At 72.4% G+C, this 22,118-nt stretch carries 19 protein-coding genes and 1 pseudogene; 16 read left to right on the forward strand and 4 right to left on the reverse strand.

The window, feature by feature from the left end:
- Window positions 1-88 precede the first annotated feature (88 nt).
- From ACFV2S_RS20650 to ACFV2S_RS20670, 5 genes are read left to right on the forward strand one after another with little or no spacing between them, the layout of a single operon-like run.
- Window positions 89-580, forward strand: a complete 492-nt coding sequence (locus tag ACFV2S_RS20650) for a hypothetical protein (RefSeq protein WP_385560888.1) — start codon at window positions 89-91, stop codon at window positions 578-580.
- Entirely contained in the window at window positions 577-1,902 is a 1,326-nt protein-coding gene (locus tag ACFV2S_RS20655; protein WP_385560891.1) for a baseplate J/gp47 family protein, read from the forward strand. The genes ACFV2S_RS20650 and ACFV2S_RS20655 overlap by 4 nt, the downstream gene beginning before the upstream one ends.
- Complete coding sequence (locus ACFV2S_RS20660) at window positions 1,899-6,161, forward strand: LamG-like jellyroll fold domain-containing protein (protein ID WP_385560894.1); 4,263 nt, start codon at window positions 1,899-1,901, stop codon at window positions 6,159-6,161. Before ACFV2S_RS20655 ends, ACFV2S_RS20660 begins: the two co-directional genes overlap by 4 nt.
- Window positions 6,154-6,741: a hypothetical protein gene (locus tag ACFV2S_RS20665; RefSeq protein ID WP_385560897.1), complete on the forward strand. Its 588-nt coding sequence runs from the start codon at window positions 6,154-6,156 to the stop codon at window positions 6,739-6,741. The genes ACFV2S_RS20660 and ACFV2S_RS20665 overlap by 8 nt, the downstream gene beginning before the upstream one ends.
- Before the next feature lie 39 nt (window positions 6,742-6,780).
- Complete coding sequence (locus tag ACFV2S_RS20670) at window positions 6,781-8,841, forward strand: hypothetical protein (protein WP_385560900.1); 2,061 nt, start codon at window positions 6,781-6,783, stop codon at window positions 8,839-8,841.
- Between the two features lie 72 nt (window positions 8,842-8,913).
- On the opposite strand, the gene ACFV2S_RS20675 is transcribed toward ACFV2S_RS20670, so the two are convergent.
- Window positions 8,914-9,912, reverse strand: a complete 999-nt coding sequence (locus ACFV2S_RS20675; protein WP_385560903.1) for a pyridoxal-phosphate dependent enzyme — start codon at window positions 9,910-9,912, stop codon at window positions 8,914-8,916.
- Window positions 9,913-10,088: 176 nt separating this feature from the next.
- On the opposite strand from ACFV2S_RS20675, the gene ACFV2S_RS20680 reads away from it, so the two are divergent.
- On the forward strand, window positions 10,089-10,418 hold the full coding sequence (locus ACFV2S_RS20680; protein ID WP_385560906.1) for a DUF2610 domain-containing protein: 330 nt from the start codon (window positions 10,089-10,091) through the stop codon (window positions 10,416-10,418).
- A 226-nt stretch (window positions 10,419-10,644) separates the two neighbouring features.
- Here ACFV2S_RS20680 and ACFV2S_RS20685 read toward each other — a convergent pair whose 3' ends face one another.
- On the reverse strand, window positions 10,645-10,800 hold the full coding sequence (locus ACFV2S_RS20685; RefSeq protein WP_385560909.1) for a DUF6131 family protein: 156 nt from the start codon (window positions 10,798-10,800) through the stop codon (window positions 10,645-10,647).
- Window positions 10,801-11,214: 414 nt separating this feature from the next.
- On the opposite strand from ACFV2S_RS20685, the gene ACFV2S_RS20690 reads away from it, so the two are divergent.
- From ACFV2S_RS20690 to ACFV2S_RS20700, 3 genes are read left to right on the forward strand one after another with little or no spacing between them, the layout of a single operon-like run.
- Window positions 11,215-11,901 carry a HemK2/MTQ2 family protein methyltransferase gene (locus ACFV2S_RS20690; RefSeq protein ID WP_385560912.1) on the forward strand — a complete coding sequence of 229 codons (687 nt, stop codon included), beginning with the start codon at window positions 11,215-11,217 and terminating at the stop codon, window positions 11,899-11,901.
- Window positions 11,902-11,947: 46 nt separating this feature from the next.
- Complete coding sequence (locus ACFV2S_RS20695; protein ID WP_385560915.1) at window positions 11,948-12,157, forward strand: CDGSH iron-sulfur domain-containing protein; 210 nt, start codon at window positions 11,948-11,950, stop codon at window positions 12,155-12,157.
- A complete protein-coding gene (locus tag ACFV2S_RS20700; protein ID WP_385560918.1) occupies window positions 12,157-13,185 on the forward strand; it encodes an iron-containing redox enzyme family protein in 1,029 nt (342 codons plus the stop codon). The genes ACFV2S_RS20695 and ACFV2S_RS20700 overlap by 1 nt, the downstream gene beginning before the upstream one ends.
- Before the next feature lie 60 nt (window positions 13,186-13,245).
- Here ACFV2S_RS20700 and ACFV2S_RS20705 read toward each other — a convergent pair whose 3' ends face one another.
- Complete coding sequence (locus ACFV2S_RS20705) at window positions 13,246-15,099, reverse strand: SpoIIE family protein phosphatase (RefSeq protein ID WP_385560921.1); 1,854 nt, start codon at window positions 15,097-15,099, stop codon at window positions 13,246-13,248.
- 710 nt (window positions 15,100-15,809) lie between these two features.
- Between ACFV2S_RS20705 and ACFV2S_RS20710 the strand changes: the two are divergent.
- From ACFV2S_RS20710 to ACFV2S_RS20720, 3 genes and pseudogenes are all read left to right on the forward strand, one after another.
- Window positions 15,810-16,352, forward strand: a pseudogene (locus ACFV2S_RS20710) (hypothetical protein).
- 1 nt (window position 16,353) lies between these two features.
- Complete coding sequence (locus ACFV2S_RS20715) at window positions 16,354-16,887, forward strand: hypothetical protein (RefSeq protein ID WP_385560924.1); 534 nt, start codon at window positions 16,354-16,356, stop codon at window positions 16,885-16,887.
- 222 nt (window positions 16,888-17,109) lie between these two features.
- Window positions 17,110-17,553, forward strand: a complete 444-nt coding sequence (locus ACFV2S_RS20720) for a hypothetical protein (protein ID WP_385560927.1) — start codon at window positions 17,110-17,112, stop codon at window positions 17,551-17,553.
- Window positions 17,554-18,180: 627 nt separating this feature from the next.
- Here ACFV2S_RS20720 and ACFV2S_RS20725 read toward each other — a convergent pair.
- Complete coding sequence (locus ACFV2S_RS20725) at window positions 18,181-18,969, reverse strand: VOC family protein (RefSeq protein ID WP_385560930.1); 789 nt, start codon at window positions 18,967-18,969, stop codon at window positions 18,181-18,183.
- A 364-nt stretch (window positions 18,970-19,333) separates the two neighbouring features.
- Between ACFV2S_RS20725 and ACFV2S_RS20730 the strand changes: the two genes are divergently transcribed.
- The 4 genes from ACFV2S_RS20730 to ACFV2S_RS20745 all read left to right on the forward strand — a co-directional run bounded on the left by ACFV2S_RS20730 (window position 19,334) and on the right by ACFV2S_RS20745 (window position 22,027).
- The gene (locus tag ACFV2S_RS20730; protein ID WP_385560933.1) at window positions 19,334-20,158 is read left to right on the forward strand and encodes a ribonuclease BN; all 825 of its coding nucleotides are present in this window, start codon (window positions 19,334-19,336) and stop codon (window positions 20,156-20,158) included.
- A gap of 94 nt (window positions 20,159-20,252) precedes the next feature.
- The gene (locus ACFV2S_RS20735; protein WP_385560935.1) at window positions 20,253-20,426 is read left to right on the forward strand and encodes a CsbD family protein; all 174 of its coding nucleotides are present in this window, start codon (window positions 20,253-20,255) and stop codon (window positions 20,424-20,426) included.
- Between the two features lie 58 nt (window positions 20,427-20,484).
- Window positions 20,485-21,606: a glutamate--cysteine ligase gene (locus tag ACFV2S_RS20740; RefSeq protein ID WP_385560937.1), complete on the forward strand. Its 1,122-nt coding sequence runs from the start codon at window positions 20,485-20,487 to the stop codon at window positions 21,604-21,606.
- A gap of 124 nt (window positions 21,607-21,730) precedes the next feature.
- The gene (locus ACFV2S_RS20745; protein WP_385560940.1) at window positions 21,731-22,027 is read left to right on the forward strand and encodes a DUF2188 domain-containing protein; all 297 of its coding nucleotides are present in this window, start codon (window positions 21,731-21,733) and stop codon (window positions 22,025-22,027) included.
- The last annotated feature ends 91 nt before the right edge of the window (window positions 22,028-22,118 follow it).

Here is a 22,118-nt window from a genome sequence, read left to right on the forward strand (position 1 = left end):
CCTGAGGGCCGGTCCCGCACCCCCCGCCCCGCCGCTCGCGACCGCCTTCCGCGCCTCGTCGGCCGGATCGGGACCGGCCGCCGTCGCGATGCGCCCGTACGGCTCCGGCGACACCCCTCCGCAAGGCGCCCCGAGCCTCGGTCGCAGCCTCGCCCTCGACGAGGGGGACCTCGTCCTCGACGAGGGGACCCACGACCTCGCCCTCGTCGCCGGGGCCGACGCCCTGAGCCAGGCGCTGGAGCTGGGCGTCGCCACCCAGAAGGGCAGCGACCGGCTCAACACCGTGTTCGGCTTCGACCGCCTGGCCATCGGCGTCTACGCCGAGGACCTGCCCACCCGCAAGCAGTTCCTCACGATGGAACTCGTCCGCTGCCTCAGCTCGGACCTCCGGGTCACCGACGTGCGCGAGGTGTTCTTCGACGACGAACCACGCTACCTGGAGCTGCTGTCCGGACTCGGCGACGAGACCCGCCGGCGGGACGTCGCCGCAGCGCACGCGGCACGCGTCTACGCGGTCTACGCCGTCGTCGACACCGTCGCGGACACCGCAGTCACCCTCCGAGCAAGGGGCACCCCATGACCTCCGAGGAACGGTTCGGCGTCGGCGAGGACGGGTTCGTCGTCAAGGGCATCGACCGGATCATCGCCGACCAGCAGAACCGCGCCCGGGCCATGTTCGGCGACGACGTCGACCTCACGTCGGGCAGCGCCCTGCGCAAGGTCCTGGACGCCGCGGCCCTCGACACCCACGCCCTGTGGCGGGCCCTCGAATCCCAGTACTACGGCACCTTCATCACCACCGCCGAAGGCCCCGGTCTCGACCTGCTCGGCTGCGACCTGGGCCTGCGCCGCCGCGAACTGCGGGCCCGCGGAACCGTCTTCCTCACGATCGCGCAGGAGGAACCCGGCCGCCGCTACGCCCTCCCGCAAGGCACGGTCGTCGTGACCGAGCCCGCGGCGGGCAAGCCCCTCCTGGCCTTCCGGAGCGCAGGACCGGTCGTCCTCTCCGCGGAGGAGAAGACCGCCACCGTCGAGGCCGAGGCCGTCACGCGCGGCGAGGACGGGAACATCCCCGGCGGTACGAAGATGAGCCTCGACCCCGAATGGGCCCGGCACAACCTCGACCTGGGGGCCGCCGAGGTCACGGCCGTCGCACAGGAGACCTTCCACGACGGTGACGTGTGCGAGTCCGACGCCGTCTACCGGGCCCGTCTGCTCGGCGTCCCCCGGACCGTATGGACGCAGGAGGCCCTGCTCGCCCAGGTCCTCGACGTGAACGGCGTGCGGGACGCGGCGATCTTCGACCCGCTCGGCGGCGTCGAGGCCACCCGTCGCACCTACGGAACCTTCCGCTTCGGCAGCCGCGCCTTTTCCCCGGAGCGCCGGACCGGCTCCCCCTACTTCTTCGACATCGTCGTCGCCGCGGAGCCCGGCTGGCCGTGGCGCAAAGGGGAGTCGCTCGTCCCCGGCGTGTACGACGAGGTGCTCGACGTCGTACGGCAGTGGCGCCCCGTGTCCGTCTTCCCCGACATCCTCGCGGCCAACCAGGTCGACGTCGGGCTGCGCGCCACCCTCGTCGTCGAGGCGGGCCACGACGAGGAGTCGGTCAAGGGCGCGATCCTCGACGCCGTACGGGCCTCCGTCAACCGTCTCCGGCTCGGACACGGCGTGCTCCACTCCGACATCGTCCTCGGCGCCCGCACCGCCGCCGGTGTGGTGGACGTGCAGAACGTGCGACTGCGCCGCTTCGCCCCCGCCTTCGGGCAGACCTCCTACGGCGGCGGCACCTACGGCGGGTCCCAGGAACTGTCCGTGGGCGAGAACCTGGACCTCGCCCCCGACGAGATCGCCCGCTTCTCCGTGGACACCTCCATGGCCGACCTCCAGGTCGTGGTCACATGAACACGACACCGGCCTGCGGACCTCCCCGCCCGCGCGACCCGCTGCCCGGCGGCGCCCTCGCCGTCATGCGGGACGCCCTCCCCGCCCCGTACGACCGGGGCATGGAACGCATGTCCGTTCCGGTGGTCCCCCAGCGGGGCAGCCAGAAGGTCACCGTCCCGACGTACGGCTTCGAGCGCTACGAGCACGTCTACGGCAGGCCGCCCGCCTCCCCCCGCTACCTGCTCGCCCCCCGGCAGGACCTCACCCGGCCCCTCACCGTCCGGGTCTCCTTCAGGCGGGACGAGGGCATGGCCGTGGAGCACGTCGACGTACACCTCCCGGCGGGCCACCCCGCCGGACGCGCCGTGACGGTCCCGATCCCCGGCCGCGCGGTCCAGGTCACCCACCGGCTGCGGCTCGTCGGCCTCGCCCCCTTCACCCCCACCCGTACCTTCGGCACCGTCACCTGGGCCGTCACCGCGCTGCTCGGAAACCTGGCCAAACTGCTCTGGATCATCGGCGCGGAACACGAGCTCGTCGCCGACCACCTCCAGGACGTGACGGCTCAGCGCCACACCGAGACCGCCCACGGCGTCAGCCTCGACCTCCTCGGCCTCGACCTGGGCGCCCCCCGCTTCCCGCCGCGGCCCCACACGGTGGACGCATCCACGATCGCGCTCTTCCACCTCGACGACGTCCTCCCGCCGGACGAGGACGGAGTCCAGGACCTCGCCACGCCGGTGACCACCGTCGTCGACGCCGCCGCACCCGGCCGCCCCGGGACGAACACCGGTGCCCGCAGCGGCCGGACGGGGCGCTTCGCGTACGCCTTCGGCTTCGGCTCGGGGCCGGACGAGAGCTTCGTCAGCGTCGACGACGCCCCGGCCTTCGCCCTCCCGGCCTCCGCCTCCTTCACCGTCGAAGCGGTCGTGCGACCCGACCGGGTCACCACGGACACGGGCGCCGTCATCGCCAAGCGCAAGAGGCTCAACACCCCGGAGGACAAGGGCTGGGCCCTGACCGTGGGCACCTTCCGCGGCATCGACCACAACCTCCGCTTCTCCCTCTCCGACGGCAGCACGGTGGTCGACCTGTACGCCGACCACGACCTCGCGGACGGCGCCTTCCACCACGTCGCCGGCGTGCTCGCCCGCGAGGAAGGCACCTCCACCGTCCTGCTCCACCTCGACGGGCAGGAGGTGGACCGCGCCGCGGACGCATCCCTCGGTGCCCTCACCAGCGCCGCACAGCTCGTCATCGGCCGGGGAACGGAGGCCCGGGGGAACCAGGACCTCGACGCCCCGTACACCGGCCTGATCGAAGAGGTACGGCTCTCCGGCACGGCCCGCGGCACGTTCGCCCCGGTCACCGGCGAGCCCGACGAGCAGTACCGCCGCCGGCTCCGGATCTTCCACTCGTGGCTCCTGCCCACCCCCGACCGGCTCCAGGCCGCGGTCAACACGGCGGCCGGAGCGATCGCCCTCGCCCCGGAGGACCCCGAGCCGTTCGTGGTGCGGGAACAGAACGCGGCCGTGGCCGGGGGCGGACTGCCCCTGCGCGTCCTCCCGGCGACGCTCCCGCTGAGCCAGTCCGTCACGGCCGAGGGCGACTTCGGCACACCGGAGGAGGACGCCGTCGGCAGCGCCGCCCGCGACGAACCCGACTTCGACCCGGCCTGGCTGATCAGCCGCCCCGCCGAGGCGGGACTGACGTTCGCGGACGACGAGGACAGCCACCGGATGCAACTCGGCGTCTCCCGCGCCCTGGACGCCCTCCTGCTCCGCCTCGCGGCGCTGGACCGCCCCGCGGACGCCGCACTGCACGTGCTCAAGGCGTACGACGCCACCTCCACCGGTCTGCACCGCGTCGGGCGCGCCGTCCTGCTCACCCACACGCCGGACATCGCCCCCGCCCGGCTCGGAGCGCTCGCCCACGCGGCCGGATTCGGCTGGGTCCACCACACCAGGGACGGACTCGTCCTCGCCGCCCAACCGCGCGGCGAGGTCTTCGAGATCACCCCGGCCCCCGCGGACGCCGCCGGCCTGCCGGACGTCACCGAAGGCGACACGCTCGTCCTCGGCATCGACCCCGACCCCTCCCGGTTCGCCGACGCCGAAGTCCGGTGGTCCGTCCTCCGCTCGGGAGCCGGCGACGCCGCCTTCCCGCCGCGCAGACCCGGCACCCTGCGGGCCCTCGCCGCCGGCGACGTCTCGGTCCGCGTCGAGGCCGTACGCCAGGGCCACGTCGGCGGCGGCACCCGCCGGATCCGGATCGGCCTGGCCGACACCTCCCTCACCGCCGGACACGGCATCAGCGGCACCGGCCGCCGCGACCCCACCGAGGCGTCCGCGGCCGGCCCGCCCGCCGACGACTTCGACCCGGACACGCTGCGCGTCCGCACCGACGACCTGGACCGGCCCCCGCGCCCCGTCGCGTACGGGGACGAGCCCGGGAACCGGCTCATGCAGCGCGTCACCGCCGACGCCCTCGTCCGGCTGCTCGACGTGCTCAAGGGCACGGCCGGCACCCTCGAGGTGCTGGTGTCGTACGTCCCGAAGCCCGAGGGCGAACCACCCCCCGGCGAGGCCGCGGAACCCGACCCCGACGCGGCCCTCCACGCCGAGGGCCGGGCCCTGCGGCTCCGCCACACCGCACTGACCGCGTCGGCCCTCGCGGCACGGGCCTTCGCGGCGGGCTTCGACCTCATCCGGGTCGACCCGCCCCCGTCCGACGCTCCGGACGGAACGGAGACCGTCCGCGTCGCCGTCGCCCCCGGCGAAGACCTGACGGTCGCCGGACCCGGCGAGGTCGGGGTGGAGGACTCCGTCCAGGTCGAGGTCGAGGTGGAGGACTCCGTCCAGGTCGAGGTCGAGCCCGCCGCCGAGCCCGCCGCGGCCTGCTTCGCCGCCGACGGCTCGCGCGTCTTCCTCGCCGAGCCGGGCACGCACCGGATCACCTCCTTCACGCTCGTGGACGAAGCTCAGCACCCCGTCCGCCGGATGCGCCGGGGGTCCTCACGCAGGGTCGCCCCCTTCCCCGGCGCCCTCGCCTTCGGCGGCGGACGCCTCTTCGCGGCGCATGAACGGCTCGGCCGGATCTCGGTCCTGAACCCGGCGGACCTGTCGCCGTCCGTCACCCCTGCGGACCTCACCTGTCCCGGTCCCGCGGCGCTGGCGACCGACGCCGACCGGCTCTACGCCGGGTGCGGCGACGGGACGTTGCGCGCCTTCGCCCTGACGACCGGTGCGCAGGCGCCGCCGCTGCCCCTGCCCGCCGCGCCGAGGTCCCTCGCCGTCGCCGCGGGCAGCCCCTCCCTGTTCGCCGTCCTCGACGACGGGCGGTGGTGCCGTGTGGAGCGCGCGACGCTCACCCCGCGCGAGACGGTCGACACGGGCGATCCGAACGCCCACTCCGTCGCCGTCACCGCGGACGGGAAGAAGCTCTACGTGATCTGCCCCGGAGCCGATCCGGCCGACGGCGGCCAGATCCGCGCCTACCGCCCGCCGGGCACCAGCCCGACGGCCGTCGTCAGCGGCTTCCCCGCGGGTGCGGCGCCGGTGGCCCTGAGCCTCAGCGGCGACGGGAAGCTGCTGTACGTGGCGACGGAAGGCTCGTCCTCGGCGGTCGGCCGGGTGCACCTCGTCGACGTGGCCACCGACGTGCGCCTGCCGCAGGTGTTCAGCCCGGGACGCGGCGGGCCCGCGCTCGCCGCGAGCCCCGGCGGTGCCCCGTACCCGCCCTGCCTCGTCATGGCTCCGCGTCACGGCGGCACCGTGCTCCTCGCCGACCCCGCACCGCTCGCCGGGGTACCGCCCGCCCCGCCGCGGCTCGACACCGAGCTTCCGCTGGGCACCGGCAGGGGAGAGGCCCTCGTGTGGTCCGCCCTCCCGAACGGACACGGCGCCGCGGAACCGCTCACGCCCGACGCCCCCGTGTGCGAGGTCGTCGGCCTCGCACCCGGACGCGTCACGATCCGGGCGACGTACCTCCCCGCCGAAGGGCTCAGGCCCTACCAGTGCGAGGTCGGGCTCAAGCCCGCGCTGGAGGCGTCGCCCGACGCGGCCGTCACGAAGGAGCAGTACGACCTGATCCTCAACGTCCTCAACTGGTTCCACCCCCTCGGCGTGGAATGCCGCACCGATCGCCTGAGGGCCCTGGCCGGTCTCGACCCCGAGGAGACGGAACGGCCTCGGCTGTACACGTACCCGACGTACCACGTCAGGGACCCCTTCTCGTCCCCCTTCATCCGTCTCCGCAAGGACGACCGTCATGATTGAGACCTACAAGCCGCAGTTCACCCACAAGGACTGGATCGACAACCAGGACCGCGTGCAGGCGGGTGGTGAGGACGGTCTCAACCGCCGGTTCCACCTGCTGGAGGCGGAGTTCGCCGGGCTGGCGGAGAAGCAGATCAACCCGATCATCGCGTCGTTGGGCACGCCGACGAGCCACCTCACGCTCACCCCGGCCCTGGTGTCCTACACCGATGCCGGGACCGAGGTGCCGCCCTGGTCGCAGCGCATCGACACGGTCGCGAAGCCGACCGGCGCGCAACAGGCACACGGATTCATGAACGTGGTGCTGCCGGACGGTGCACTCGTGCAGTCGCTGCTCGTGACCGGCAGCAACCTGTCCGGCACGGGCACGCTCAGGGTGGCCCTCGTCGGCGTCGACATCAGAATCGGGGGAGGCACCGGCTTCCTCGTCGAGTCCACGACCCTGGGCACCCCGGTGGAACCGCAGAGCGAGGTGAAGATCTCGAACGACTCGCACCGCTACTACCTGACCGTCGACGTCGAAGGGGCGGAAGCGGACAAGTCGGTGACGGTCTTCTGCGTCCAGCTCGCCTATCAGTGACCGTCCGGACGGCCCTTCGTCCGGCGAGAGGAGACGGCCATGCCCAAGGTCGTAGGACAGGATGTGTCCAGCTCGTTCCCGACCCCGCCGGTGTTCGGGGTGTGGGGGGACAGCTCCGCGGGCAGCGGTGTCATCGGCACCACCGGGAACACGGGCACCACGGACGCGCCGGTCGCCGGCGTGCTCGGCGACACGAAGCAGAACAAGGGCGTCGGGGTCGTGGGCCGAGCCCAGGACGCCCTGGGGGGCACGGGCGTCGCGGGGATCAGCAGGGCCGGGGTCGGCGTCTCGGGCCTCAGCAGGGGAACGGGCGCCGGCGTGCTGGGCAGCGGGACCGAGGGCCCGGGCGTGGAGGGCACGAGCGCCGAAGGCCCGGGGGTGAAGGGCACGGGCGCGCCCGGCAGCCCCGGAGTGACCGGCACCGGCACCGACGGTCCCGGAGTCGAGGGCAGGAGCACGGACGGCGCGGGTGTGTCCGGCATCGCCGAGAGCTCCGGAGCCGGTCTGCTCGGGGCCTCGAAGGAAGGCATCGGGGTGAGGGGCACGAGCACCGACGGCACGGGCGTCTCCGGTCAGGGAGGCGGCTCCGCCGCGGGCGTCGTGGGCTCGGGTGTCGACGGCCCGGGGGTCCGGGGGACGAGCACGAACGGCGACGGGGTCACGGGCGAGGGCGGCGGGTCGGGCGCGGGTGTCCTCGGTACCGCGACCACCGGAGCGGGACTCTCGGGTACGAGTGACCAGGGTCCCGGCGTGGACGCACAGGGCGGCGGCACGGCGCCGGGAGTGCGGGGCAGGGCTCCGACCGGACCCGGAGTGTCGGGCGAGAGCGCCGAGGGCGCCGGTGTCTCCGGCACCAGCACGAAAGGCGACGGCGTCACCGGCGAGGGAGGAGGGCAGGGCGCGGGCGTCCGGGGCAGCGCGGCCTCCGGCCCGGGGGTGCTGGGCACCAGCACCGAGGGCGCCGGCCTCCGTGGCACCGGGGGAGGGAGCTCCGCCGGAGTCGAAGGCGTCGGTACGGCCGGCGCGGGTGTCTCCGGGACGAGCACGGACGGCGCCGGGGTCTCCGGCACGAGCACGAACGGCGCGGGCGTCACCGGCACCGGCGGCGGAGCCGGCGCGGGCGTGCGGGGAACCGGCGCGACGGGTCCGGGCGTGTCCGGCACGAGCACGGGCGGCGCCGGGGTCACGGGGACCGGCGGTGAGTCCAGCATCGGCGTCATCGGCACCGGCACGGGCGGCGCGGGGATCTCGGGCACCAGTACCACCGGCGCGGGCATCCTCGCCAGGAGCGACAAGGGCGCGGGTGTGTCGGCGTCGAGCAAGCAGGGCACCGGCGTCTCCGGCACGAGCGAGGCCGGTGTAGGGGTGTCCGGCACCGGCGGCGGCCAGAACCCCGGTGTCCTCGGCAGCAGCGCGGACAACCCCGGGGTGAAGGGCAAGGGCGGCGGTGAGCACGCCGGCGTCGAGGGCACCTGCACCTTCGGCCCGGGCGTCTACGGGAACAGCAACCAGAGCTACGGCGTCAGGGCCGAGGGAGCCGTCGGCCTGTACGCGAAGGGGACGGAACGGGCGGCCTTCCTGGACGGCGACGTCGTGATCACCGGAAAGCTGTCCCACGGCGTCGGCATCATGCGGATCGATCACCCGATCGACCCCGAGGACCGCTACCTGGTCCACGCGGGCGTCGGCTCCTCCGAGCTGAAGAACGTCTACGACGGCACGGCCGTCCTCGACGGGGACGGCCGCGCCACGGTCGAACTGCCCGAGTGGTTCGAGTCGCTGAACGAGTCCTTCCGCTACCAGCTCACCGCCGTCGGCGCCCCGGCCCCCGATCTGCACATCAGCCGCGCCCTCGCCGACCACACCTTCGCGATCGCGGGGGGCGGGGCCGGCCTGGAGGTCTGCTGGCAGATCACCGGCGTCCGCCGCGACGCATGGGCCAGGGCCAACCCCCTGACCCCCGACGAGACGAAACCGGCGCGGGAGAAGGGGTTCTTCGTGCACCCCGAACTGATCGGCCTGCCGGCGGACCGTTCCCTCTCCGCGCTCGCCGTCCGTGCCGACGCATGGGATGCCGAGCCGGAGGAGGGGGAGGCGTAGGGCCGACCGTCGCCCCGGATCCACCGTGGCCGTCCACGGCGACGGCGGCCCGGCCCTCGCCCCGATGCCGTGTCATCGCGGCCCATGGGTCTGCAGGAAGACCACCGGGCCGCCGCCCAGTCCGCCGCCCGCGTCGAGATCGAGGAGAGCGGCGAACGCCTTGGCGGTGTAGGTGCGTTCCAGGGACAGACCGGCCCGCTCCGAGGCCAGGGCGAGAGCACGGTCACCGGCCCGGGTCGGATGGGCGTACCCGTCGCCCAGCCACGCGGTCTCCACACGGAGCGCGTCGGGACCGGGCACCGCGCCGGTCACGTCGGCGCCCCGCGCCCGGAGCAGGGACGCGGAGCGGCGGGCCAGCCCGAGGAGGGAGCGGGAGTCCAGCCTCAGGGTGTCGTTGACCACGACGGCGAGGACACGGGTGCGCAGCCCGGCGAGCCGCAGTCCGAGGGCCAGCCCCGCGGTGGTGCCGCCGGAGCCGACGGCGGTGACCAGCCACGCCGGCTCCGGAAGCTCCCCGGACTCGACCTGGGCACCCAGCTCCAGTGCGGTCTCCACCGCACCGAGCGTGCCGAGCGGCGAGGACCCGCCCGCCGGCAGGTAGTACGGCAGCCTGAAGCCGTGGGCATGCCGGGCGAAGAGCCAGGGCGCGGCCAGGACCAGCCGGGACTTCGTGTGCAGGAGGTGCAGCGAGGCGCCGGAGGCGCGCAGCCGCTCCAGCTGGTCCCGCACGTGCGCGTCGACCGGGTGGTCGATCAGACCGAGGGCGACCTCCAGGCCCTGCTCCCGTGCGTACCGGGCGGCGGCGAGGCCCCAGTTGGTGCCGAGGCCCCCGACCGTGAGGAGGGTCCGCGCGCCGCGCCGACGGGCCTCCGGCAGCAGCCACTCCAGCTTGCGGACCTTGTTCCCGCCCCAGCCGCCGTCGCCGTACCCGCCCTCGTCCTTGACCCACAGCTCGGCCCGCGTGCCCGTCGCGGGCAGCGGTCGCACGGGCGTGGGCGCCGCACCCAGCCGCAGGAAGGGGAGCGAGCCGGTCAGTTCGGGGCAGCGCCGGTGCAGCAGCGGGGGTCGCATGCGGGGCAGGGTAGAGCACCCGGCCCCGGACCGGACCGGTCCGGACACGATCCGCGCGAACGCGTCGGGAGAGCGCCCGCGCGAACGATTCAGGACAACGCCCGGCGGAGCGCCTGCTTGTCGGGCTTGCCGAAGCAGCATGCCGAAGACGGCGCACAGGCGGTTAGTTTGGGCACATGAGGCCTTTCACCGTGCCGTGTTCCTTCGGTCCGGACCGCCAGGTGCCGTTCGAGGTGTACGTGGGAGAGCCCACGCTGGACGCGCACCCGCTGGAACAGCAGCTCGCCTGGCCGGCGCGGGAGCGCGGCGGCACGACGGGCCAAGACGTGATGGACGGGTTCGGTGGGCCCCACCACCCACTCGCTGTACGCGTTCGGATCCGTGAGCACCGCCCACACCACCTGCGGGGGACGCCGGATCAACTGGTGCCGGACAGCCATGGGAGAAGTCCTTGTGTGGGGGGCGGAGGCGCGAGAGGAAAAACGGCCACTGTCCCGCTCGCCTGAGCACGTTGCTTGGTGGAGGGGCTCTGCGGGTGGTGTGTCGCTCTGCCTCGCGACCGGGCCTCCTGCTCCCGGCGAAGCCGTCACATCTCTGTGCGGGGAGCGTGTCCCGCCCGGCGGGACGTCCACAGCGGGTGCCGGTGCGGGGTCGGCCCAGCGCTGTGGCCGCCGGGCGGATCCAGGGGCGCTGCGGAGATGTCCCGCTACCAGTGGTGGGGAGATGTTCCCGCTACCAGTAGTGCTTGCGTCCGCCCACGGAGCGTCCGAGGGCGCCCAGGATCCAGAGGATGGCTCCGATGACAACGAGGATGATGCCGATGGTCCACAGGACGCTGATTCCGGTGACGAAGCCGACGACCAGAAGAATCACACCAAGGACGATCATGACGTCCTCCGATTTCGGGGTGCGGCTTCTTCCAGCCTAGATGTGTTCGTCACGGGCCGCGTGCCGCGCCGTGCCTTGCGGAAGGCCGTTGCCTCGGGCCGGGTGCCCTTCGGGTGGCGAGTGATCGTGGCGCACCGGCAACGGCCGCGAGGAGCAGATGTACGCGGATGCTGGAGCCGTACGGCCGTACAGCCCGCACGGCCGGACTCGGAGGAGGCTGAGGTTGCCGCCGCAAGACCGCAGGGCACGCCGCTCCGTACATCCCCCCGAGGTGTCTGTGTTTTCGTCTGATGATCCTAAGATCGGCCGGATGTCGGATGCTGAGCCGTAGACGGGGCAGACGCGAGGTCTCGGGATTCACGGGCTGCCGCGAAGCGTCATGGCGGGCCTGCCGGTCGGTCGAGGAGGTGTGGCGTGTCCTGTTCCGTTCTGGGTGAGGACGAGCTGGGTACCGGCCTGATCGCGCTGCCGGGTGTCTACCGGCCGCAGGCCGACACGCGCTTCCTCGCGGCGGCGCTCGGCGACGAGGACGTGGGGCCCCGGACCGAGATGTTGGAGATCGGTACCGGCACAGGTGCCTTGGCCCTGCACGCGGCCGGCCGGGGTGCGCGCGTCACGGCGGTCGATGTGGCCTGGTCGGCGGTGGTCACGGCACGCCTGAACGCCCGGCGCAGGCGGCTTCCCCTGCGGGTGCTGCACGGCGACTTCGCGGCGTGTGCCGCACGTCGCCGGTTCGACCTGGTCGTCGCGAATCCGCCGTACGTCCCGTCCCCGCGGGCTCGACCGCCGTCGCACGGGCCGGAGCGGGCCTGGGATGCCGGTCCGGACGGGCGTACGGTCATCGACCGCATCTGCTCGGCCGCCCCGGCCCTGTTGCGTCCCGGGGGCGTGCTGCTCCTCGTTCATTCGGGGATGTGCGGAGCCCCCCAGACCGTCGATCGTCTGGCCGGGGCGCGGCTCGCCGCAGAGGTCACGGCGACGACGTCCGTTCCGTGGGGCCCTGTACTGCGCTCGCGGCGGGCCTGGCTGGAGAGCCGGGGGCTCGCGGCTGAGACCGACCAGTGGGAAGAGTTGGTGATCATCCGTGCACGCCGTCCCTGAATCAGCCCGCACGAGTGCCACGGACCCGGCGCCCCCGCCGGACCCCGTGCCACGCCGTGTGCTCGTCGATCCGCAGGGCCCGGTCCTGGTCGAAGGCCCGGTGGAGATCGCCCTGGACGACGGGACCGTGGTCCGCTCCGACCGCTTCATGGTCGCGGTGTGCACCTGCCGACGCAGCCGTACGTATCCGTGGTGCGACACCAGCCATCGCCGCCGCGTGCGGGCCGTGGCGCCGCCTGAGGATGGGGGCCGGTGATGAGCCCTCCCGGCCCCGGTGGGACGGCGGCGGCCTTCGGCCCGCGCCTGGTCGAGGGGAGGGGCGAGCTGTCCGCCGCGGTGACCGGCGCCCTTCGATCCGGGGGTCCGCCGTTGTACGACCCGGGAGCGGTGATCAGGGCCGACCCGTGGGAGGAGGACCTTCAGCTCGCGCTGTATCTGCTGTACGAGCTGCACTACCGCGGTTTCGAGGACGTCGACGACGCCCGCGAATGGGACCCTGACCTGCTGCGGCTGCGCCGGGCCGTGGAGGACCGCTTCCTGCACGCCCTGCGGGACGCATTGCGCGACGGCCCGGGGTCGGTGGAAGCCGTGTTCGCCCCGCTCCTCGTCGAACCCGCCGACCCCTCCGGCAGCGTCAGCCACTACCTGGAGACCGAGGGCGAGTTGTGGCAGCTGCGCGAGTACGCGGCGCTGCGTTCGCTCTACCACCTCAAGGAGGCGGACCCGCACGTCTGGGTGATTCCCCGGATCACCGGCCGCGCCAAGGCCGCGATGGTCGCCGTCGAGTACGACGAGTTCGGGGCGGGCCGCGCCGAACGCATCCACGCGCAGCTCTTCGCGAACCTCATGGCCGACCTGGATCTGGATCCGGAGTACGGCCGCTACCTCGACCGCGCACCGGCGCCCCTGCTCGCGACCGTGAACCTGATGTCCCTTCTCGGGCTCCACCGGTCCCTGCGCGGAGCTCTCGTCGGCCACTTCGCGTGCGTCGAGGTCACCTCTTCGCCCGGTTCCCGCCGCATGGCCAAGGCCATGCGGCGCTGCGCGGCCGGTCCTTCGGCCGAACGCTTCTACGCCGAACACGTGGAGGCGGACGCCGTCCACGAGCAGGTCGTACGCAGTGAGGTCATCGGTGGGCTCCTCGCCGACGAACCCGCCCTGGAGGCGGACATCGCCTTCGGCTGCGCGGCCACGGTCCTCCTGGAAGACCGCTTCACGGCTCATGTCCGCCGGGCCTGGGATCAAGGCCGCACCGCGCTGCGCACACCCCTGCCCGAGGTGTGACCCATGGCGTGGGAGAGGATGCGCGCCTGAATCCGGCCGGGTGAACCGTCGGCGGCGCGGTCAGGGAACGCGAAGCGCCAGCAGGACGACATCGTCCTCGGGAGGCGGGTCGGCCATCCGGCTGCTGATCCGCCGGAGCAGTTCGGGCAGCGGGTCGTTTCCGTGCCGGGCCAGCAGGCCCGCGAGCTGTGTGACGGCGGCGTCGATGTCCTGCCCGCGTCGTTCGACGAGGCCGTCGGTGTAGAGCAGCAGGGCCGAGCCGGGAGGCAGCTCGCGTCGGTGCTTGGTCCGGGCAACGTCCTTCAGGCCCTGGTGGAAGAGCATGTCGTGCTCGTCCAGGAGGGTCACCAGGCCGTCGGGGGTGCGCAGGAGCGGTGGTGGATGGCCGGCGTTGGACCAGGTCAGGGACCAGGGACGGCCGGGCGGGGCGGGATCGAGGCGGGCGTGGACCAGCGTGCCGCCTGCCTCGATGGGCAGGACGGCACAAGCGGCGTCGAGGGCGGTCAGAGCCGTCTCCGGGCTGTACGGGGGATGGTCGAGTGTGGCCTGCCGCAGCATGCTGCGCACCTGGCCCATCACGGTGGCGGCGTGCATGTCGTGCCCGGTGATGTCCCCCACCGTGATCATCAGCGGGGCGCCCGCGCCGGGTGCGGCGGACGGCAGATGGTAGGCGTCGTACCAGTCACCGCCGATCATGTGGTCGTCGGCGGCCGGCTGGTAGAGGGCGTTGATCTCGACGCTGTCGGCCAGCGGGAGATCGGTGAGCATGGCCTCCTGGAGCTCCCGGGCGACGGAGATCCGCTCGTCCAGGTACTGGGCGCGCTCCACCGCCTGCGCAATGTAGCCGGAGGCGGCGGTCAGCGTCGCTCGCTCGGTGATGCCCACCTCGTGCCGCTTGGCCCAGCCGACGACGAGCACGCCCAGCACCGCGCGGCTGCCCCAGAGCGGCAGGCACATCACTGTCGCGAGGCCGAGACGGTCGAAGAAGCGAACGGCGTCGCGGCCGTAGCCGGTGACGAGCGCCCCGCGATCAGGCACGAACACCATGCGCCGCTCCCGCATGGCCGCGGCGCTCGGAAACACAGCGTCCGCCGGCACTGTGAGGCTCTCGTGATCCAAGGAGCCCTTGTCGTCCGGGTCCGGGATCCTGTGGAGCTCGTTCTCGTCACCGACGAGCAGGCCGACGTACGAGGGCTTCCCCAGACCGCCGAGGAGGTCGTGGAGCCTGCGTCGTACGTCCTCCACCCCTGAGGCCCGGGCCAGCTCCTCCGAGGCCTTCAACAGCAGCTCGGCGTGGTCCAGACCGGTCTGGGCCTCACGTTCCAGGCGCTCCGCCTCGCCCCTGGCCCGCTCGGCGGCGGTGCGTGCGGCTTCCACCGCCTTCTGCGCGGAGCGCCGCTGCGCCGAGAGGATCCGCAGGCGCAGTTCGGCCGAGCAGGCTGCGGCCAGATCCTCGAGGTCGGCCAGCTCGTCGGGGGTCCAGGTGCGTGGTGCGTGATCGATCACGTAGAGGGCGCCCAGGACCAGGCCGTCGCTGTCGGTGAGCGGCGTTCCGGCGAATGCGACCATGCCCGGGTCTGCGACGGCCGGACCGTTGCCCAGTCGCTCGTCTGTACGGAGGTCGGACACGACGAGGGGCCGCCCCGAGGACACCACGGTCCGGAAGGGAGTGCGGGACCCCGGCAGTGCCCGTCGTTCCGCCCAGGGACGGGACAGGCCGAACATGCCGGGCAGGATCTGCCGGCCGTCCTCGGCAAGCGCGACGAATGCCGCGGGTGCGTGGAGCAGCCGTGACGCCAGCCGGGCCGACCGGTCCATCCCGGAGTCAGGGGAGGCCGAGAGCCCGGTCAGCTGCAGGGCCCGCCGCCGCGCGCCGTGGACCGCGGTTCCCGAGTCCCGGTCCCGTCGCGCCATCCGTCCTCCGGTCTCGCTGCCCCGAGGTCTGTCTCAGCAGCATCGTAGAACGGTCGGCCGGGTGCGACCGGTCGTGCGGAGCGGACGCCGCCGTGCCTCTTGTCGTCAGGCGACAGAACCGAGAATCCGCCTGCCCCTGGCCGAGGGCTCGCGGCGGTCACAGGCGGTTCGTCGACGCCGACGTCGCAGGTGTGGGGCTGTTCTCCGGCGGCCTCCTGCGGTGCCCCCCCCGATGAGTCCGGGGCTCGCCCCCTCCGTCGGCATCCCGCTGGTCTGCTCGTACACGTCGACACCAGGCCGGTCGCCGCCGCTGCCACTGCTTGAGCCGTGACCGGCTGGGTAGACGCCGGGCGTACGAAACGCTCAGCTCGACGACGTGAGCTGCGCGGAACGGTCCACGGAACCGTGTTCGAAGGCCTCGCACACGCTCCGGAGACACGCCGCTCACCGCACCCACCCCGTAACCCCCCGGGGGGACGGGCCGGACCCGTGCCGACCTGCCGTCTCCCACCGCGCGGCCGGCCGTGCCGAATCTACGGACCGACACCCGGCGAGGGCCCGACAGCGAGCCCCGAGAACCGGTGCCCGCGGCATTCCCGACGATGCCCTGAGGAGTCGGACCAGGACTCGGGCCCCACAGCTGGTCCCGACGGGGCGAGAGGGCAACCGCATCATCGAACTCGGACGAGGCCCCAGGACGGAGGCCAACCATGTCAACCAGCACGATCATCATCGGCATTGCCATCGCAGCCGTCGTAGTGATCACCGTCGCGGTCGCACTGTGGATGGCGGCGCGCCGCCGACGTCTGCAGAACAAGTTCGGCCCCGAGTACGACCGCACGATCGAGACCTAGGGCGGCCGCAAGGCCGCCGAACGCGAGCTGCGCGCCCGCGAGGAACGCCACGACGAGCTCGAGATCAAGGAGCTGCCACCTGAACGGCGAGAGCAGTACGCCGTCGAATGGAACAGCGTCCAGGAGCACTTCGTGGACCGGCCTGAAGGCTCCGTGGAGGAAGCCGACGAACTGGTGTCGCGACTCATGCGGGAGCGGGGCTACCCGACAGAGGACTACCACGGTCAGCTGCGTGATCTTTCGGTCGAACACGGCCGAACCCTGGAACACTACCGGACCGCACACGACGTCAAGGTGCGCAGCGCCGGTCACGAGACGACAACCGAGGAACTCCGCGGGGCGATGGTGCACTACCGCGCCCTGTTCGACGACCTCCTGACCGACCAGAGGAGCCGGTGAGATGCAGAATCACGGAGGCAGGAACGAGCGAGTGGGCGACGCCGGCATCACGACCGAGGACATCGCCCATTCGGCGTCGCCCTCGGAGGCCGGTACCCGCACCGACACGCATGCGGAGTCCGGCACCGCGCAGGGCGACGGGCGGACGAGGCCCGTGTACCCGGGGGAGGCCACCGCGGACACGGGCGCAGAGGAGCAGGACACCCGCGGAAGCGGGGAAGGGCTACCGGAGGGCGGCGGTGCGGGAGCGGCGCGGTCCGATGCCGATGAGCCGCTGCTCGGGGCCGACGACACCGCGAAGTACCGGCAGAAGTGGGGCGAGATACAGGGCCGGTTCGTCGACGACCCGCAGGAGGCGGTCAGGTCGGCGGACGCCGTGGTGGCCGAGGTGATGCAGACCCTTGCGCGGTCCTTCTCCGCCCACAAGCAGGGACTGGAGGAGCAGTGGGGCCAGGGCGAACAGGTCGCGACCGAAGACCTGCGGCTGGCGTTGCAGCACTACCGGTCGTTCTTCAACCGCCTTCTGAAGACCTGACGCGGGCCGGCGGCCCCGCGTCATCCGCCGGGCCCGGTCCAGGACTGGTCCGGGCCTCGCGCTCGTGAGGGAGCCTCGTCGCGATGGAGTGGGGCTCGTCCACTACAGCGCGAGGCCTCTCCTTCGGAGCGTCGTCTGCGCGGCCGCACCCGCAATATCCTCCTTACGCTGCTTGGCCGAATCGGCCGCTCGGAGACGTGTCTTTCGGGCAGGACATCCTGCATGGACAGCGACCACGAGAAGGATCCGGCTCATGGGGTTCCGGACGGCTTGAGCGACAAGACGGTGCGTGCTCTGGGTGCGCTTTCGAAGGCACTGGAAACCACGGAGCGGGCCCGTGGCCACCTCTACGGGTTCCACCAGCTGACCGGGACAGCTGACTTCGAGCTCGGCGACGCGGTGCGACTCCTGAGGGAGGCGGGACACGAGGAGCAGGCCGCACGGGTCGAGCGCGAGATCGTGGGCCGCAACGTCATCCCGGGGCACTGGACTTTCCAGATCATCGAGGCCTACAACGCCACGTACTACCAGCCCTTCGCCGCGGTCGAGCGCGACATCGTCGAGGAGGTGGCCGGCGGGCGGGACCATCTTCTGGAGGCCCGTCTCAAGGCGTCGCGCCACACCCCGCAGCACCCTGACCACACGACCATGCCCCCCTCATCCTGAAGGGAGGCTTGGCGTGGCGAGAGGCGCGGACCGGGGAACGGCACCGGGAAAGCGGCGCCGCCCGAGCGCCGTACACGGTCGAAAGCCCTGAGACGAAGCCCAGGTCTCCGGACGCAGCCAGTCCGGGTGCTGCGCGTTTCAGCAGCCGTTGCGCCGGCGGTACGGGGGGAACACGCTGTCCCCGTACGGGGTCGAGTCCCTCTCCGGTCAGCCCATGGCGGGCTGCGAAGGTGTGGGCGTCGGCGCGGAGCCACCGGCTCGGGAGGACGAGGACGGGCCGATCCGCCGCGCCGTGGGCCGATGACCGACGGGTCCTGGACAGCGTGACCGACCTGGCGCACAACATCGCGACAGCCCTGAGGGTTGCTGACCGCGGCGTCCTGACCTCTGGCTTTCGGCCGGCGCGGCAACGCAGGCAGGGACGGCCCGTTCACGCTCGGCCAGGACGCCGTTCTCGCACCTCACGCCAGAGCCGTCCAGGGTGACCCGGTGGACTCGCCGATCCGCGCCGACGGGCCCGGGTCGACCGGACCAGCGTGAACACCTGGCCGGAGCCGCGGTCAGGGAGCCTTCCCTGCACGTCACCGAGGTCCGGAGCTCGACCGCGGAGAACGGGGACTCGATCGGTCAGGCCGACCGGTCCTGCGGCGTGACCACGGCGAACCGGGCCCCCTCGGCGTCGACGAGGTCGACCCATCTGCTCGTGCGGGACACATGGACGGGAGACGCTGTCCCGCCCCCCGTCCGGTTGGCTATCCCGATCGCCTCGTCCAGGTCGGGTACTGGAAAATGGACCTGCCACCTCGGGCGTGCCGCGTCATCGGACGCCCCTTCGAGTGCTTCGCCGCTGACACGGGCGACAGTGGCGGAGCCATGGCGCAGTACGACGCGATCGTGTTCGAAGGACGCGACGCAGGCCCCGGGTCGGTCCCCGGCCCAGTCGAAGACCTGCCCGTAGAAGGTCGAGGCCGCCAGGACATCGCGCGTACGCAGCTCCAGCCAGGCCGGGGCGCTGCCCCGGCCCACCGACCAGTCCGGAATCACGGAGCCCTGCCAGAAGCCGAACACGGCCCCGGCGGGGTCGGCCGCCAGGCCGGCCCGACCGATCCCGAAGGCGAGGGGCCCCACGGCCATGGTGGCTCCCCGTTCGACGATCCGTGCGGCGGTGACGTCTGCGTCGTCGACGGCGAAGTACGGGGTCCACGCGACAGGGACGTCGATGTCCTCGGTGAGTGCTCCTATACCCGCCACCGGAGCACCTTCGTGAAAGGCGACCGAGAACCCCACTCCGAGGCGGCTCGGCCTGAACTCCCAGTCCAGCAGGTCACTGTAGAAGCGCTGCGAGGCGGCCGTGTCACGGGCCATCAGGCTGACCCAGCACGGGGCTCCCGCGATCTCCCGGCTCGATGTCGACACTGCGCCGCCACACTCCTCCACGGGGTCGTGCACACAGGGCGCGGGCACGGCCGTGCAGCGCCGTGATCGCCTTCGACGGCGGAGCCTGCGGCAGCATCCCGCTGCCCTCTCCTTCAGCGTAGGTCTGCCTCCCAGGCGCGGCCTCCGGGACGGGTTCGGCCCCCCTTCGGTTACGGGAGCGGGGACAGGTTCTCTGCCTCCCGTCGCAGACGCAGCAGGTCCGGGTCCCCTGCGCGGTCGTCGTCGACGCCCGTTGGTTCTACCGTGGAGAGAGCATCAGTCCCCTGGAGCGCGCCATGCTCGAATGCCCGTGCAGCGTCGGCGTGCAAGCGCTGCCGTGGGCCGCCGGGACGTCGGTGGGCTGATGACCGCACACCGTGCGGGGCGATGGTCTCTGTTCGGTCGATCACGCAGCGCGTTCCGTCGCATGCGGGCGGGGCACCGATGGGGGATGATCATCGAACTCGATCTCTGGCAGCGTGCGCTGGGTTTCGCGGCGCTGGGACTGCTCACGCTGGTGCCCCTGCTCATCGTGGTGTCCGCGGCGGGCGCGGGTGGCGGGAAGGGGTTCGCGCAGTGGCTCGGAGACGGCATCGGAGTGTCGGAGGCGGCCAGGGCGGAGATCGAGCGGCTGTTCGCGCTGCCCGGTCAGGTGCGGCGGACCACGACGGCCTTCGGGCTCGCCCTGCTCGCCGTGTTCGGCCTGTCGTTCGGCACGGTGGTGCAGAGCGGGTACGAGAAGGTCTGGGGTCTGCCGGCCGCGCGCTGGTGGGCCCGGTGGCGGCATGTGGTGTGGCTGGCCGTGCTCATCGGAGTCCTCTACGTGTTCGCGGTGTCTCCCTTCTGGCGTCAGAACCCGGCCAGCGGTGTGGTGAGCCTGGTCTGTGGGGTCCTGTTCTTCTGGTGGTCGCAGAGACTGCTCCTCGGCGGCCGCGTCAGGTGGATCGCCCTGCTGCCCGGCGCCGTGGCCACCGTGCTCGGACTGCTCGGGCTGAGGATCTTCTCCCGGCTCGTCTTCTCTCCGCTGATCGCGTCCAGTGCCGTCACGTACGGCCCCTTCGGCGCGTTCCTCGTCATCCAGACCTGGCTCGTCGCCGTCGGCGTGGTCGTGTTCGGGGGGTCGCTCACCGGTCGTCTGATCGTCAGCGAACTGCCCCGGGTGACGAGCGCACTGAAGAGGCGACCGTAGCGTGTTGCAAAGGCCTTCCGCAGGTTTAGCGGTCAAAATCCTGGTCAGTAGCCACATGTACCAGTAAGAACTATTTGTCAAGGAGTGGTGAGTCGTGTCGGACAAGGAGAAGGGCCGGGCCAAGGCCGAGCAGGCCAAAGGGAAGCTCAAGGAGACGGCGGGCCGCGCGGTCGGCAACGAACGCATGACCGCGGAGGGACGCGCCGAGAAGGCCAAGGGCAACGCCCGCCAGGCCAAGGAGAAGATCAAGGACGTGTTCAAGAGCTGACCGGGCGCGTTGGGCCGACGAAGCCCCCTGCGCCCACGACCGCAGAGGAGGTGGGCGTGTGAGAAGCGTGGGCGTGGAAGAAGAGCTGCTCCTCGTGCATGCGCGCACGGGGGAGCCTCTCGCCCTGGCCGGCGCCGTCCTTGCGGCCGCGGACCGCTCGGAAAAGCAGAGGCCGCGCGGTGAGGGCGTGCCGGGACACGCCTTCGAGAAGGAACTGCAGAAGGAACAATTGGAGTTCGCGACCGAACCGGTCACGGAAATGGGCGAACTCGCCGATGAGATCACCCGGTGCCGCGCCGAGGCCGGCCGGCACGCCGCGTCCGCGGGCGCCCTCGTGGCTGCCCTCGCCACCTCGCCGCTGCCCGCCCGGCCCTCGCTGAACGCGGGCACACGCTACGCCTGGCTGAGCGAACAGTTCGGCCTGACCGCGCAGGAGCAACTGACCTGCGGCTGCCACATCCACGTCTCGGTCGAGTCGGACGAGGAAGGCGTCGCCGTACTGGACAGGATCCGGCCCTGGCTCTCCGTGCTGACCGCGATGAGCGCGAACTCGCCCTTCTGGCAAGGGCAGGACAGCAAGTACGCGAGCTACCGCAGCCGGGTGTGGAACAGGCTTCCGTCGGCAGGGCCGCGGGACGTCTTCGGCTCGGCCGATCGCTACCACGAACAGGTGCGCGCGATGCTCGACACCGGCGTGCTGCGGGACGAAGCGATGATCTACTTCGACGCCCGGCTGTCCGCGGCCTACCCCACGGTGGAGGTCAGAGTGGCGGACGTGTGTCTTGAAGCGTCCACGCCCGTGCTCCTCGCCTCCCTGGTGCGCGCCCTCGTCGAGACCGCCGCCGGCGCCTGGCGCGTGGGGGATCCGGCCTCCCGCGTCAGCACGGACCTGCTGCGGCTGGCGTCATGGCAGGCAGGCCGGTCCGGTGTGGACGGCCCGCTCCTCCACCCCGAAACCATGCGGGGGGCGCCGGCGGCGGAGGTCGTCCAGGCGCTGTACGCCCATGTCCGGGAGGCCTTGGTCGAGAGCGGCGACGACGAACGGGTCCGCGAAGGCATCTCCGCCCTGCTGACACGGGGCAACGGTGCCCGCATCCAGCGCGAGCTCCTGCACGACCACGGCGGTCTCGCCGCGGTGGTCACCCACTGCGCGCGGATCACGAGCGCATCCCGGGCCTGACGCGCCAGGACCGACGAAGGAGGCAGGTGCGAGGAAGGCTCCGGCCACGAGACCGGCTTCATACGTCATCCAAGCGGCGACGTTCCGGTGCCGGACGTCCGCCGACAAGGCGAGGAGAAGAGCCATGGCTGCCAAACGGACGGTCTACCACGTCGCGCCCTCCGGTGAGCGTGCGTCGGCCGCGGGGGTGAAGTGGCAGGTCGAAGGCCGAGAAGGCCGCCGACTGCTGCACGAACCCCACAAGACGCAGAAGGACGCGCTGGAGTCCGCACGCCGGCACGCCAGGGAGCACACCCCCGCGCAGGTCGTCGTCCACGCCCGCGACGGGCACGTCAGAACCGCCTACACCTATGGTGACGCTCCCGTCACAGCCCCCGATGAGCGCGGGCGCAGGGCGGGGGAGCGAGGGGGCCTCTACTAGGTTCTGTCGTCAAATGTCACGCCCACATCAGGAGTGATGCGAGAGTGACGGCCGCTTCGTAGGACTCGGCGGTCTTGTCGTACCGGGTTGC

Source organism: Streptomyces sp. NPDC059695, from assembly GCF_042733785.1.
Taxonomy (GTDB): Bacteria; Actinomycetota; Actinomycetes; order Streptomycetales; family Streptomycetaceae; genus Streptomyces.

Bases quoted from the DNA above. Each gene is read 5' to 3' on its own strand.
- ACFV2S_RS20745 (WP_385560940.1), top strand. From the start codon at position 21,731: ATGGCTGCCAAACGGACGGTCTACCACGTCGCGCCCTCCGGTGAGCGT.
- ACFV2S_RS20705 (WP_385560921.1), bottom strand. From the start codon at position 15,099: ATGGCGCGACGGGACCGGGACTCGGGAACCGCGGTCCACGGCGCGCGG.
- ACFV2S_RS20715 (WP_385560924.1), top strand. From the start codon at position 16,354: ATGCAGAATCACGGAGGCAGGAACGAGCGAGTGGGCGACGCCGGCATC.
- ACFV2S_RS20670 (WP_385560900.1), top strand. From the start codon at position 6,781: ATGCCCAAGGTCGTAGGACAGGATGTGTCCAGCTCGTTCCCGACCCCG.
- ACFV2S_RS20720 (WP_385560927.1), top strand. From the start codon at position 17,110: ATGGACAGCGACCACGAGAAGGATCCGGCTCATGGGGTTCCGGACGGC.
- ACFV2S_RS20660 (WP_385560894.1), top strand. From the start codon at position 1,899: ATGAACACGACACCGGCCTGCGGACCTCCCCGCCCGCGCGACCCGCTG.
- ACFV2S_RS20655 (WP_385560891.1), top strand. From the start codon at position 577: ATGACCTCCGAGGAACGGTTCGGCGTCGGCGAGGACGGGTTCGTCGTC.
- ACFV2S_RS20665 (WP_385560897.1), top strand. From the start codon at position 6,154: ATGATTGAGACCTACAAGCCGCAGTTCACCCACAAGGACTGGATCGAC.
- ACFV2S_RS20700 (WP_385560918.1), top strand. From the start codon at position 12,157: ATGAGCCCTCCCGGCCCCGGTGGGACGGCGGCGGCCTTCGGCCCGCGC.
- ACFV2S_RS20680 (WP_385560906.1), top strand. From the start codon at position 10,089: ATGAGGCCTTTCACCGTGCCGTGTTCCTTCGGTCCGGACCGCCAGGTG.
- ACFV2S_RS20650 (WP_385560888.1), top strand. From the start codon at position 89: ATGCGCCCGTACGGCTCCGGCGACACCCCTCCGCAAGGCGCCCCGAGC.
- ACFV2S_RS20730 (WP_385560933.1), top strand. From the start codon at position 19,334: ATGACCGCACACCGTGCGGGGCGATGGTCTCTGTTCGGTCGATCACGC.
- ACFV2S_RS20685 (WP_385560909.1), bottom strand. From the start codon at position 10,800: ATGATCGTCCTTGGTGTGATTCTTCTGGTCGTCGGCTTCGTCACCGGA.
- ACFV2S_RS20675 (WP_385560903.1), bottom strand. From the start codon at position 9,912: ATGCGACCCCCGCTGCTGCACCGGCGCTGCCCCGAACTGACCGGCTCG.